The organism is Noviherbaspirillum massiliense JC206 (assembly GCF_000312045.1).
Lineage (GTDB): Bacteria > Pseudomonadota > Gammaproteobacteria > Burkholderiales > Burkholderiaceae_D > Noviherbaspirillum > Noviherbaspirillum massiliense.
The window spans coordinates 368,686-381,013 of the sequence record NZ_HE978634.1 but is presented as its reverse complement, the minus strand read 5'-3'; the positions used below and the strand labels follow the sequence as shown (position 1 = coordinate 381,013).

The following is a 12,328-nucleotide window of genomic DNA, read 5'->3' as shown; positions in this document are numbered from 1 at the left end:
GGAAATCGCGCTGATTGAGTCGTCCTGCTTGCTCAGCGAATTTGAAAGATTACTGGACATTCCTTCCCCCAGCGAGGGGGAGGGAACTTGCCAAGGATATTCTCAGCGCAGGTGGCAAACTACAAGAACTCTCGCGCAATAAAGGAGACCCCGTGTTCAAGAAAATCCTGATCGCCAACCGTGGTGAAATCGCCTGCCGCGTGGCTGCGACTGCACACCGCCTCGGCATCAAGACCGTCGCCGTCTATTCGGACGCGGATGCCAATGCCAAGCATGTGGCGGCATGCGACGAGTCGGTGCATCTCGGGCCGGCGCCTGCCAAGGAAAGCTATCTGCGCGGCGACCGCATCATCGAAGCCGCGCTGGCCACGGGCGCGCAGGCGATTCACCCCGGCTATGGCTTCCTCTCCGAGAACGAGGATTTCGCCGACGCCTGCGCGAAGGCAGGGCTGGTGTTCATCGGTCCACCCGCATCCGCCATCCGCGCCATGGGTTCCAAGTCGGCGGCAAAATCGCTGATGGAAAAGGCGAAGGTGCCGCTGGTGCCGGGCTATCACGGCGACGACCAGGATCCGGATTTTCTGCAGGAACAGGCTGACCGCATCGGCTATCCGGTGCTGCTGAAGGCCAGCGCCGGCGGCGGCGGCAAGGGCATGCGCATCGTCGACAAGAGTGCGGATTTCAAGGCGGCGCTTGCCTCCTGCAAGCGCGAAGCGATCAGCAGCTTCGGCGACGACAAGGTATTGGTCGAGAAATATCTGACGCGCCCGCGCCATATCGAGATCCAGGTGTTTGCCGATACCCAGGGCAATTGCGTCTACCTGTTCGAGCGCGATTGCTCGGTGCAGCGGCGCCACCAGAAAGTGCTGGAAGAAGCGCCGGCGCCCGGGATGACGCAAGAGCGCCGGCGCGCCATGGGCGAGGCGGCGGTCGCGGCGGCAAAGGCCGTTGGCTACGTCGGCGCCGGGACGGTAGAGTTCATTGCCAATCAGGATGGCAGTTTCTACTTCATGGAAATGAACACCCGGCTGCAGGTGGAGCATCCGGTGACGGAGATGATCACCGGGCTGGACCTGGTGGAATGGCAGTTGCGCGTGGCGGCCGGCGAGCCCTTGCCTTTGCGGCAGGAAGAATTGGCGATTCACGGCCACGCGATCGAAGCCCGGGTGTATGCGGAAAATCCGGAAAAGGGCTTCCTGCCGTCGATCGGCACCCTGAAGCATTTGCGTACGCCGCAGGCAGCGGCATTCGAAACGGGGCATGCCGAGCAGGATGAAGCGGCCGCTGTCCGGATCGACTCCGGCGTACGCGAAGGCGATGCCATCTCTCCCTTCTACGACCCGATGATCGCCAAGCTGATCGTCTGGGGCAAGGATCGCGAGCAGGCCCTGGCGCGCATGGCCCAGGCCTTGTCGGAATATCAGATCGTCGGCCTGGCCACCAATATCGCTTTCCTCAAGCGCGTGGTCGAGAGCCCGGCCTTCGCGCAGGCTAATCTGGATACCGGCCTGATCGAGCGCCATCAGGATGCCCTGTTTCCGCGTGTACAACCGGCAGCGCTGCCGGTTCTGGCGCTGGCCGCGGCCAGCCTGCTCGCATCGGAGGGCAGGGCGGCTGCGAATGACCCGTGGGGATCGACGAATGGCTGGCGCATGAACGGCGTGCTCAAGCGCACACTGGAATTCGCCGACGACGCCGGCAGTTATCCGGTCGTGGTCAGCTATCATCAGGACGGCTGGACCGTGCAGCAGGGCACGGCGGCGGCAACGATGATTCTGGTCAGCCAGAAAGGAAATGACCTGGTCGTCAAGCTGGATGGGCAGACGGTGCGCGGCACGGTGGTGCGCGACGGCGAGACGTTCCATGTCTTCCACGAAGGCGGCCATGCTGCGTTAAGCTACAACGATCCGCTCGCCCACGCCGGTGAAGCGGAAGCCGAAGGCGGCCGGCTGACGGCGCCGATGCCGGGGAAGATCGTCGCAATGCTTGTCGACAAGGGCAGCAAGGTCGACAAGGGTGCGCCGCTCCTGATCATGGAAGCGATGAAGATGGAGCACACGATCGCGGCGCCGGCAAATGGCACGGTGGAAGACTTCCTGTACGCAGTCGGCGACCAGGTCGCGGAAGGCGCACAGCTGCTGGTGTTCCAGGCGGCATAAGCTTGTAGCGGTGAAATAAGTGGTTCCCCCCCTTGCAAGGGGAAGGGCTAGGAAGGGGGTGGTGAGCTTGTGCTGCCGCAGCATTTGATTCAGGCTCACTACCTCCATCCTAACCTTCCCCCTGTTAGGGGAAAGGAACGTGAATATGCAAGATTTAGCGAAAGAGGAAGCTATGACTCTCCCTCACAAAGTCAAAATCGTCGAAGTCGGTCCGCGCGACGGCTTGCAGAACGAGAAGGAAACCATCCCCGCCGATATCAAGATCGAACTGGTGAACCGCCTGACCGATGCCGGCTTTGCCAATATCGAAGCGGCTTCCTTCGTGTCGCCGAAATGGGTGCCGCAAATGGCCACCTCGGCGGAAGTGATGGAAAAGATCCGCCGCAAGCCGGGCGTGGTCTATTCGGTCCTGACGCCGAACATGAAGGGGTTCGAGGCTGCGCTCGCGGCGAAGGCCGACGAGGTGGTGATCTTCGGCGCCGCGTCGGAAGCGTTTTCGCAGAAGAACATCAACTGCTCGATCGCGGAATCGATCGAGCGCTTCCGCGAAGTGGCGCAGGCCGCCAAGCAGCACAAGATCCGGCTGCGCGGCAGCATCAGCTGCGCGCTCGGCTGCCCCTACCAGGGCGAAGTCGAGCCGGAAGCCGTGGCCGATGTGGTGCGCCGCCTGCGCGACCTCGGCTGCGATGAAATCGATATCGCTGACACCATCGGCGTCGCCACGCCGCAGAAGGTGAAAGCCGTGATGGAGCGCGCGGCCAGGGAATTCCCGATCGAGCGCCTGTCCGGGCATTTCCACGACACCTACGGCCAGGCGCTGGCGAACATCTACGCCAGCCTGGAAGTCGGCATCTCAATCTTCCATTCCTCGGTCGCCGGCCTCGGCGGTTGCCCGTATGCGAAAGGCGCAACCGGCAATGTCTCGACCGAAGACGTGCTGTACATGATGCAGGGCCTCGGCATCGAAACCGGCATCGACCTGAACGCGGTGGTGGATGCCGGCCAGTTCATTTCGCAGCACCTCGGCCGCAAGGCGGTGAGCCGTGCCGGGAATGCGATTGCGGCAAAGCGGCAGGCATAAGTCGCGAATTTGAAAGCAAGGCGGGGCGGCAGTTCCGGCTCTCCCTGCCCGATTGAAACGATAGTGAAGAAGCAAAGCTTTCCCCTGTTGCTGTCCGAAATCCGCGCCTGCCAGGTGTGCGAGGCGCATCTGCCGCACGGCCCGAGGCCGGTGGTGCAGGCGAGCGAGCAGGCTACGCTCCTGATCATCGGCCAGGCGCCGGGGCGGCGCGTGCATGAAACGGGCATTCCCTGGAACGATCCCTCGGGCGACCGCTTGCGCGAGTGGCTGAACCTATCGCGCGACGTGTTCTATGACGAGCGGCACGTTGCCATCATTCCCACCGCATTCTGTTATCCCGGCAAGGGAAAGAGCGGCGACTTGCCGCCGCGCCCGGAATGCGCGCCCTTGTGGCATCCGCGCCTGATGCAGGCATTGCCGGATATCCGGCTGACTTTGCTGGTCGGCCGCTATGCACAGGAATTCGCCCTCGGCGAACGCTGCAAGCCGACGCTGACCGAAACCGTCGCTGCGTTCAGGGAGTACCTGCCGCATTACCTGCCCTTGCCGCACCCGAGCCCACGCAACCAGTCATGGTGGAAGGCGAACCCGTGGTTCGAAGCGCAGGTGCTGCCGGTGTTGCGCGAGCGGACCGCAGCCGCGCTGGCGGCATGAACGCCATGCCGGACAACATGCCGTATCCATCCATGTCGCACGATTCATCCATGACTTCCTCGCCCGGTCCCCAGCAGCACGCAGTCGCCGTCATCGGCGGCGGTCCCGCCGGCCTGATGGCGGCGGAAGTGCTGTCCCGGGGCGGTGCGCGGGTGGACGTGTATGACGCCATGCCTTCGGTCGGCCGCAAGTTTCTGCTGGCGGGCAAGGGCGGCATGAATATCACGCATTCCGAGCCGATCGAGCCTTTCCTGTCGCGCTATGGCGCGCGCCGCGCGCAGATCGCGCCGCTGCTAAGGGATTTTGGCCCGGGCGCTTTGCGCGCCTGGGTGCACGGGCTCGGCATCGATACGTTTGTCGGCACTTCCGGCCGCGTCTTCCCGACCGACATGAAAGCCGCGCCGCTGCTGCGCGCATGGCTGCACCGCCTGCGGGAGGCCGGCGTGCATTTTCATATGCGGCATCGCTGGCTCGGCTGGTGCGACGGCGGACAAGAATTACGCTTTGCCACGCCTGAAGGCGAGATCCACGCACAGCCGGCCGCGACCGTGCTGGCACTGGGCGGCGCGAGTTGGGCACGGCTGGGCTCCGATGGTGCCTGGGTGCCGCTGCTGCAGCAACACGACGTCGCGGTCGCGCCGCTGCAGCCATCCAACTGCGGTTTCGACGTGGGCTGGAGCGAGCACTTCCGCACCCGTTTCGCCGGCCATCCGCTGCAGTCGGTAGCAATCGGACTGCCTGATCCGCAGGGCACGCTGCGCTGGCGTCAGGGGCAATTCGTGATCACCGAAACCGGCGTGGAAGGCAGCCTCATCTATGCGCTGTCGGCGCGCCTGCGCGATGAAATCGCCGCCGCCGGTGAAGCCGTCATTCATCTCGACCTCGCGCCCGGCAAACCGCTGTCGCGCATCACCGAGGAAGTCGCGCATCCGCGCGGGTCGCGTTCGATGTCCAGCCATTTGCAAAGCCGTGTCGGTATCGCCGGGGTGAAGGCCGGCCTCTTGCGCGAATGTCTGCCCGCGTCCGACTTCGCCGATCCGGCAAGGCTTGCCGCCGCGATCAAGGCCTTGCCGCTGCGGCTGGTTGCGCCGCGCCCCATTGATGAAGCCATCAGCAGCGCGGGCGGCGTCACTTTCGAATCGCTCGACGAACGGCTGATGCTGCAGAACACGCCCGGAGTATTCTGCGCCGGCGAGATGCTGGACTGGGAAGCGCCGACCGGCGGCTATCTGCTGACCGCTTGTTTTGCGAGCGGGCGCACCGCCGGCCTCGGCGCGTTACACTGGCTGCAGGAGACGCAGTGATCGTAGAATGAATGAAGCGCCGACCGCGAACAACAATGATCGATTCTTTATAAAAACCATGCATACAGAAACCAGCCTCCCCGATACCGCCCAGCGCGTGGCCGACCTTCTCAAGTCCCTCGGCCACGACAAGCCGGTCGTCATGCTGCCGGAAACCGGCAAGACTTCCGCCGAAGCGGCTGCCGGCCTCGGCTGCACCGTTGCCGAAATCGCCAAGTCGATCGTGTTCCGCCGCGTGACCGACGATGCGCCGGTGATGGTCATTGCCAGCGGCGCCAATCGCGTCGATGAGAAAAAGGTTGCCGCCATCGTTGGCGAGCTGGGCAAGGCCGATGCGAAATTCGTCAAGACGCGCATCGGCTATGCGATCGGTGGTGTGTGCCCGGTCGGCCATCTGGAACAGACGGTGATACTGGTGGATGAAGACTTGCTGAAGCTGAACAGCATCTGGGCCGCCGCCGGCCATCCGCATGCGGTGTTCAACCTGACGCCGCAGCAATTGCTCGCGCTGACCGGCGCGCCGGTGGCTGACGTGGCGTTGCGCGGGGAGAATTGACCATGAGTCCTGATCTCAAGCCCGGCCTCGTCTTTGAATGGTCTTATGTCGTGCCCGAACGCGCGACCGTGCCGAACCTGTATCAGGACACGGCTTTCTGCCGCGAGATGCCGGATGTGCTCGCCACCGGCTACATGGTCGGCATGATGGAACTGGCCTGCGTCAACGGCATCATGCCCTACGTCGACTGGCCGCGGGAGCAGAGCCTCGGCGTGCATGTCAGCTTCTCGCACCTGGCTGCGACGCCGCCCGGCATGCGACTGACGATCAGGGGCGAAGTGATCGAAGTCGAAGGGCGGCGCGTGAAGTTTCGGGTGGAAGCATGGGATGGCATCGACAAGATCACGGAAGGCGTGCATGAACGCATCATCATCCAGCCGGAAAAATTCAATGCCCGGCTGGCGGAAAAAAAGGCGAAGCTTGCGCAATGACGGAATTCGACCCGCTGCATGACGAAGGCAAGGTGCCGTCGCCCTGCATCAACGTCTGCAGCATGAACCCGCGGACGGGCCTGTGCGAAGGATGCCTGCGCACGATCGAAGAGATCGCGCAGTGGAGCACCGCGAGCGAGGAGCGGAAGCGGGAAGTGTGGATGGAGATCAGGAAGCGGCGGGATGAGTTGTTCTAAGTAATCATGGAAGATATACCATGACAGGAATGGCCCCCTTCCCTTGAAGGGGAGGGAATTTTCAAGAAGGCTTCTCCCCCATAAAGGGGAAGGTGAGAACGGAGCTTCGCTATGAACAAGATCGACTGGTACTTCGATTTCGTCTCCCCCTACTCCTACCTGCAAAGCGGCCTGCTCGGCAAGCTGCCTGCCGGAACGGAAATCCGGTTCAGGCCGGTGCTGCTCGCGGGCCTGCTCAATCACTGGGAGAATGTCGGCCCGGCGGAAATCGAGCCGAAGCGGATCTGGACCTTCGAGCACTGCACCTGGCTCGCGCACAAATACGGCATTCCGCTGAAGTTGCCGGCACACCATCCTTTCAATTCCTTGCCCCTGCTGCGGCTGTGCATCGCGCTCGGCAATACGCCCGAGGTGGTGCATCGGCTGTTCCGTTATGTCTGGCGCGAGGGCAGGCTGCCGACCGAGACAGAACACTGGCAGGCGCTGTTGAAAGAACTGAACGCCACGAGCGACATGCTGGACCGGCCGGAAGTGAAGCAGCAGCTGATCGACAACGGACAACAGGCGATTGCCGCCGGCGTCTTCGGCGTGCCGACGGCGGTGGTGGGCAATCAGCGCTTCTGGGGCGTGGATGCGACCGACATGCTGAGTGCCTGCCTGCGCGGCGACCCATTCTTCCAGTCGGAGCAGTTCAGGCAGGCACAAAATCTGCCGCAAGGCATACAAAGGAACAGGAACAAGGCAACATGAAACTGCAGTTCTACAAGCCCGAAAAACCGGTCAGCGGCCCCGCCTACGGCATGTGGTTCAAGCTGCTGGCCACGCTCGTCACGGCCGCGCTGGCCGCCTATGCCGTCAAGGTCGGGCTGGGCTTCCCGCTGATGCAATACAGCTTCGGCGTGAAGCTGCTGGTCTTCGGCTCGGCGCTGATGCTGGCATTGAGTTATTTCTGGTTCCTGCGCTCGGTCACCAGCATCGGCGACAAAGGCATTGTCCAGACCGGGCTCTACAACCGGCAGGTGGAGTGGCGCGACATCCGCAGCGCCAAGATGATCGGCATTCCCTTCCTGTCATGGATTTTCCCGCCGCGGCTGGTGGTGCGCACCGGGAATTCCTTCACCACCTTCAACGGCGGCACGCGCGAACTGCTGATCGAGTTCGCCAAGATCTCGCTCGCCTACCAGATGAAGCCATGAAGCTTCCATCGATCATGCGCGTGTTCGAGCGCGGCTGGCTGTCGTCGAACAACATCCTGTTCCTTGGCCGCGAGCAGACCGCGCTGGTCGACAGCGGCTACCTCACCCATGCGCCGCAGACCGTCGCGCTGGTGTCGCATGCGCTGCAGGGCAGACCGCTCGACCTGCTGGTGAATACCCACCTGCATTCCGATCACTGCGGCGGCAATGCCACGCTGCAGCGAACCTTCTCCTGCCGCACCCTGATCCCCGCCGCCGAAGCCGACAAGGTGCGTGCATGGGACGAGGATGCGCTCAGCTACAAGGCCACCGGCCAGCAGTGCGAGCGCTTCGGCTTCGACGGCACGATCGCACCCGGCGACACGCTCACGCTCGGCGACCTGCACTGGCAGGCACTCGCCGCCCCCGGCCACGACCCGCATTCACTGATCCTCTACTGCCCCGAAGAACGCATCCTGATCTCCGCCGACGCGCTGTGGGAAAACGGATTCGGTGTAGTGTTCCCGGAGCTGGCCGGTGAGCCCGGCTTCGCCGAAGTGCGCGCCACGCTGGAACTGATCGCCGGGCTCGACGTGAAGCTCGTCATCCCCGGGCATGGCGCGCCCTTCACAGACGTCGACAAGGCCCTCGCCACCGCCTTCTCCCGCATCGATTATTTCGAGGCCGATCCTGTGCGCAATGCGCAGAATGCGATCAAGGTGCTGCTTAAGTTTCTGCTGCTGGAAAGGCAGGATATTCCGCTGCCGCAGGTTGAGCCGCTGCTGTCTGGGCTGCCTCTGGTGCATGAGACGAACCGGCGGTATCTGAACAAGTCTGTGGCCGAGCTTGCGGAATGGGCAGTGGCGCAGCTGGTGCGTGCGGGGGCGGCGGAGGTTGCTTGTGATCGCCTGATGAACAAGAATTGATGCGGGTAGGGTACATCGTGATACGTCAGGAGTGTGGATAGTAGTAGATTAAGAATGCGTTTAACTTACAGTACGAGCAAGAGCTGTGAACGGCCGTGCGCAGGTTAGCTAACTTAGCCATTAAGTCTGCGATTTGGCGACTAGGGGGAGACATTCGATGGAAGAATCGATAGAAGTACGTAATGCACAAACTATGGCAATCGCAGGACTTATCGTCGCTGCTAGAAAAGTTAATGAATCCCTTGGTTCGTTCTCTGGGTGGTTAATTGCGGGAGTTGGTGGTGCATTCACCCTTCTCCTTGGAAGCTACGAAACCGTTAGCCGATTCGTATGTGTTTCGAACATCAAAGCTGCCCTTTTGTTGCTTGTCATAGGCCTTATTGTTTCTATCTTTGCTCGATTGCTTTCCGCAATAGTTTCGTCTGCACTTGGTAGTCATGACGCAAGCACCGCTCTCTTCAAACAGCATGTTCAAGCCGGCGAGAAGTTCGACGTCGCTAGGTTTATCAGTGAATTTGAGCGAGGCCTATTTCCCTACCAACGGTGGGTGGCTCAGCGGACAATGAAGAAGGCCCTGTCCGGTGATATTGTTGCGAGCGCACGTTTGATTGCAAAACTATCGCAGGCCCAGGCGCTGCTAGTTTTAAGCGAAGCGTTGCTCGCGATCACTGCAGCCGCAGCACTTGTATCCGGACTGAAAACCATGTGAAGGGCGCGAACCCTGCTGCACTGTTTTAGCAAGCGTAGGTGCGCTCTGCGCGCCAATCCAATCTCTACAATTGGCTCGGTATTCTGAGATGTGTTTCCAACCGGTGCGCATAGCGCACCCTACCCAGCGAGTTCTTCAAAACATCCAAGAGCGATAACCACCATCGCAAACGCAAAGGCCCTCATAACATCTGAGGGCCTTTGCTTTCTGTGCCAATCGATCAGTAGCAAACATAGGACTTGCCGGTGTTCGAAAATTCGCACTTGCCGGAGCCGATGTCTTGCAGCATCTGGGCGGTCTCGGCGATGACTTGGTTCATGCTCTTGCGCTCGCCGCCATGCACTTCGGCCATTGCTTTCGAATCCAGTTCTTCCGTGATGGGCAGCTCTTTGATGGTCAGGGTAGTCATTGCAATTCTCCTTCGATGATCAAGATGAGTTGGGTGAGGTTGCCTTGTCGGCGATGTGAGCTTTTCGCTCTACGCACCTACTATCGCAATGGCTGTGCCAGGTGCGGCTTGAGCTCTGAGCTTATGCTTCAACTCATTGAAAAATATAGAGCTTTGCTTTGATTGCGGCGACGGGCGGGCGATTTTCCCGGGCGACGGCCTTGTCGGACTGTTCGCTTGCGGCCAACACAATTCTCATTGAAGTCAGCAGGCGTCCGACAGTGGGGCAGAGCGCCTCCCGCGTGCTACCCCAACGACGGCAACCGACATAACAAGCGGCCGATTCTTTTCAAATCGCCGCGCAATAGATATCCTTCCAAGCCGTTTCCTTTCCATTCCACAAGCAGTACTACCGATGAGCATGCCTCATTCCAGCACTGACAATCCTTGCCTGAGCTGCGGCGCCTGCTGCGTTACTTTCCGGGTTTCTTTCTACTGGGCCGAAGCCGAAGTGCAGGGCTTGGCGGAGCACCTGACCGAGAAACTGAATCCGTTTTACAGCTGCATGGCCGGCACCAACAAGGCATCGCCGCGTTGCCAGGCACTGGATGGAAAAGTGGGCGAAGAAGTCGTCTGCGGCGTTTATGCGCATCGCCCCTCGCCTTGCCGTGAGCTGCAGGCGGGTGACGAAAAGTGCAACAGGGCGCGGATCCGGCATGGGCTGCCACCGCTTTATTCAGAACCACAGGCGGCATAGGGGGCGCAGCAAGCAAGGTGCGATTCAGGCACCGCCTTCCCATACTTTCGCAGCAGGCATTAACGCGTGGTGCATGAAACGCACCCTAACCGTCACGTCGTGCGCTGCTCCCTATCCTTCTTGTTCTGCGCTTCGATCCGGTCGCGCGCTTCCTTCCACTGCTCCGGTGTCCAGGAGCGCAGTTCGTAGAAATTGCCGCCGGTGGCGAGGTGGCTGCCGCCGTCCATCATGATTGCCTGTCCGGTCAGCCAGTCGCAGCCGTCGGCCATCAGGAAGGTAGCGAGGTTCTGCAACTCTTCCATCCTGCCGGCGCGGCCCATCGGGTTGACCTTGGCCGAGCGCGCCCCCGGTTGTTCGCCCGGGTTCAGGCGCTTGCTCATGCCTTCGGTCGGGATTTCGCCGGGGCCGATGGCGTTCAGGCGCACGCCGTACTGCGCCCATTCGGTGGCGAGCGACATGGTCATTGCATGGATGGCCGACTTGCTCATTGCCGAAGGCACGACGAAGGGGCCGCCGTTGAGCACCCAGGTGACGATGATGGAGATCACGCTGCGGTAGCCGTCTTCCGGCTTCCACTGGCCCTTCATCGCCATCTCGACCCAGCGCTTGCCGACGGCGTGGGTGACGTAGAAGGTGCCATGCATAACGATGTTGGCGATCGCGTCGAAGCCGCGCGGCGACAGGGCGGAGGTCGGCGAGATGAAGTTGCCGGCGGCATTGTTGACCAGCCCGGTCAGCGGCCCTTCGGCGAAGATCTGTTCCACCATGTCGTCCACTGCTGCCGCATCGCGGATGTCGATGCCGAAGGTTTTCACGCTGCCGCCATGCTTCGCCATCAATTCCTTGGCGGTGTCGTCGCACACCGGCTTGCGCCGGCCGCAGATGTAGATATCGGCGCCGAGCGACAGATATTTTTCCGCCATGGCGCGGCCGAGGCCGGTGCCGCCACCGGTGACGAGGATGCGTTTGCCTTGCAGCAGTTTGGGCTGGAACATGGTCATCTCCTTGGAAATCGCTTCATCGATCACAGCGTGCGCCGACTCGATGAAGGCGTTCTCGTCATGCTGGTTTCGAAAGCTAAAGCATCCCAGCACTGAAGGGCCGGCGCTTGTGCGAAATCAGGAAAACTTACTTCAGCGTGTAATCCGATTCTTCGAATGAGCGCAGCGGCGGCAGGTCGTCAAACTGCGGCGCACGTCCCTGCTGCTTGGCCTGGAAGGCTTCGAGCAGATTGCCGGACTGCCAGATGCCGGACTGCAACCAGCCCATCTGCTGCAGCGCGTCCTGCGTCGAATGGTCGCGCGCATAGTGGATCGCCTGCTTGCTGCCCCAGATCGCGACCGGCGGCTTGTCCGCGATTTCGCGCCCCATCTGCATTGCGGCGGCCAGCATGGCTTCATGCGATTCGAACACTTCATTCACCAGACCGACGGCGAGCGCACGCTGCGCCGGCAGGCGGCGGCCGGTGTAGGCGAGCTCATGCACGATGCCTTCCGGGATCAGCTTGGGCAGGCGCTGCAGGGTGCCGAGGTCGGCAGTCATGCCGATGTTGATTTCCTGGATGCAGAAGAAGGCATCGGCCGTCGCCAGCCGGATGTCGCAAGCCGCCACTATGTCCACGCCGCCGCCGATGCAGCCGCCCTGGATCGCGGCGATGACCGGCATGCGCAACTGCTCGATCAGGCTGAAGGCGCGCTGCATGTCCGTGAGCTGGGCCGCGATGTTGGCGCGGCCGCCCGCGCTGGCTTCATCGAGCGTGATGCCGGCATCGTTGCCGAACACATCGAGTGCCATGCCGGCGGTGAAATGCTTGCCGGTGGACGAGATCACGAGGGCGCGCGCCGGCGCGTCGCGCTGCAGCTGCTGCAGGATGGCGGCCAGTTCGCGCCACATCACGGGCTGCATGGTGTTGAGCGCCTGCGGCCGGTTCAGGACCAGATGCGCGATCTTGTTCTCGATGGTGAGGCTGAAGCATTGGTAGGTCATGGTGT

At 61.9% G+C, this 12,328-nt stretch carries 15 protein-coding genes; 12 read left to right on the top strand and 3 right to left on the bottom strand.

From position 1 onward, the window contains the following. The first annotated feature begins 152 nt into the window (after nt 1–152). The 11 genes from HGHM_RS01925 to HGHM_RS01875 all read left to right on the top strand — a co-directional run bounded on the left by HGHM_RS01925 (nt 153) and on the right by HGHM_RS01875 (nt 9,192). Nucleotides 153–2,159, top strand: a complete 2,007-nt coding sequence (locus HGHM_RS01925) for an acetyl/propionyl/methylcrotonyl-CoA carboxylase subunit alpha (protein WP_019139814.1) — start codon at nt 153–155, stop codon at nt 2,157–2,159. Nucleotides 2,160–2,331: 172 nt separating this feature from the next. Then, entirely contained in the window at nt 2,332–3,240 is a 909-nt protein-coding gene (locus tag HGHM_RS01920) for a hydroxymethylglutaryl-CoA lyase (protein WP_019139813.1), read from the top strand. Nucleotides 3,241–3,303: 63 nt separating this feature from the next. After that, entirely contained in the window at nt 3,304–3,894 is a 591-nt protein-coding gene (locus tag HGHM_RS01915) for a uracil-DNA glycosylase family protein (protein WP_019139812.1), read from the top strand. A gap of 5 nt (nt 3,895–3,899) precedes the next feature. Continuing rightward, nucleotides 3,900–5,198 carry a TIGR03862 family flavoprotein gene (locus HGHM_RS01910; protein WP_019139811.1) on the top strand — a complete coding sequence of 433 codons (1,299 nt, stop codon included), beginning with the start codon at nt 3,900–3,902 and terminating at the stop codon, nt 5,196–5,198. A 58-nt stretch (nt 5,199–5,256) separates the two neighbouring features. After that, nucleotides 5,257–5,754 carry a YbaK/EbsC family protein gene (locus HGHM_RS01905; RefSeq protein ID WP_026075619.1) on the top strand — a complete coding sequence of 166 codons (498 nt, stop codon included), beginning with the start codon at nt 5,257–5,259 and terminating at the stop codon, nt 5,752–5,754. Nucleotides 5,755–5,756: 2 nt separating this feature from the next. Then, nucleotides 5,757–6,185, top strand: a complete 429-nt coding sequence (locus HGHM_RS01900; RefSeq protein WP_019139809.1) for a thioesterase family protein — start codon at nt 5,757–5,759, stop codon at nt 6,183–6,185. Beyond that, nucleotides 6,182–6,382, top strand: coding sequence for a DUF1289 domain-containing protein (locus tag HGHM_RS01895; protein WP_019139808.1), 201 nt, complete (start codon nt 6,182–6,184; stop codon nt 6,380–6,382). Before HGHM_RS01900 ends, HGHM_RS01895 begins: the two co-directional genes overlap by 4 nt. 111 nt (nt 6,383–6,493) lie before the next feature. Continuing rightward, nucleotides 6,494–7,132 carry a 2-hydroxychromene-2-carboxylate isomerase gene (locus tag HGHM_RS01890; protein ID WP_019139807.1) on the top strand — a complete coding sequence of 213 codons (639 nt, stop codon included), beginning with the start codon at nt 6,494–6,496 and terminating at the stop codon, nt 7,130–7,132. Beyond that, nucleotides 7,129–7,578: a hypothetical protein gene (locus tag HGHM_RS01885; protein ID WP_019139806.1), complete on the top strand. Its 450-nt coding sequence runs from the start codon at nt 7,129–7,131 to the stop codon at nt 7,576–7,578. Before HGHM_RS01890 ends, HGHM_RS01885 begins: the two co-directional genes overlap by 4 nt. Next, on the top strand, nt 7,575–8,483 hold the full coding sequence (locus HGHM_RS01880; RefSeq protein ID WP_019139805.1) for an MBL fold metallo-hydrolase: 909 nt from the start codon (nt 7,575–7,577) through the stop codon (nt 8,481–8,483). Before HGHM_RS01885 ends, HGHM_RS01880 begins: the two co-directional genes overlap by 4 nt. Before the next feature lie 157 nt (nt 8,484–8,640). After that, nucleotides 8,641–9,192, top strand: coding sequence for a hypothetical protein (locus HGHM_RS01875; RefSeq protein WP_148415292.1), 552 nt, complete (start codon nt 8,641–8,643; stop codon nt 9,190–9,192). A gap of 220 nt (nt 9,193–9,412) precedes the next feature. Here the strand turns inward: HGHM_RS01875 and HGHM_RS01870 are convergent, their stop codons facing one another. Continuing rightward, entirely contained in the window at nt 9,413–9,601 is a 189-nt protein-coding gene (locus tag HGHM_RS01870) for a hypothetical protein (RefSeq protein WP_019139803.1), read from the bottom strand. A 394-nt stretch (nt 9,602–9,995) separates the two neighbouring features. Between HGHM_RS01870 and HGHM_RS01860 the strand changes: the two genes are divergently transcribed. Beyond that, the gene (locus HGHM_RS01860; RefSeq protein WP_019139801.1) at nt 9,996–10,337 is read left to right on the top strand and encodes a YkgJ family cysteine cluster protein; all 342 of its coding nucleotides are present in this window, start codon (nt 9,996–9,998) and stop codon (nt 10,335–10,337) included. 92 nt (nt 10,338–10,429) lie between these two features. Here the strand turns inward: HGHM_RS01860 and HGHM_RS01855 are convergent, their stop codons facing one another. Together HGHM_RS01855 and HGHM_RS01850 are read right to left on the bottom strand one after the other, a co-directional pair. Continuing rightward, entirely contained in the window at nt 10,430–11,332 is a 903-nt protein-coding gene (locus tag HGHM_RS01855) for an SDR family oxidoreductase (protein ID WP_026075617.1), read from the bottom strand. Between the two features lie 133 nt (nt 11,333–11,465). Then, nucleotides 11,466–12,323 carry an enoyl-CoA hydratase-related protein gene (locus tag HGHM_RS01850; protein WP_019139799.1) on the bottom strand — a complete coding sequence of 286 codons (858 nt, stop codon included), beginning with the start codon at nt 12,321–12,323 and terminating at the stop codon, nt 11,466–11,468. Between the last annotated feature and the right edge of the window lie 5 nt (nt 12,324–12,328).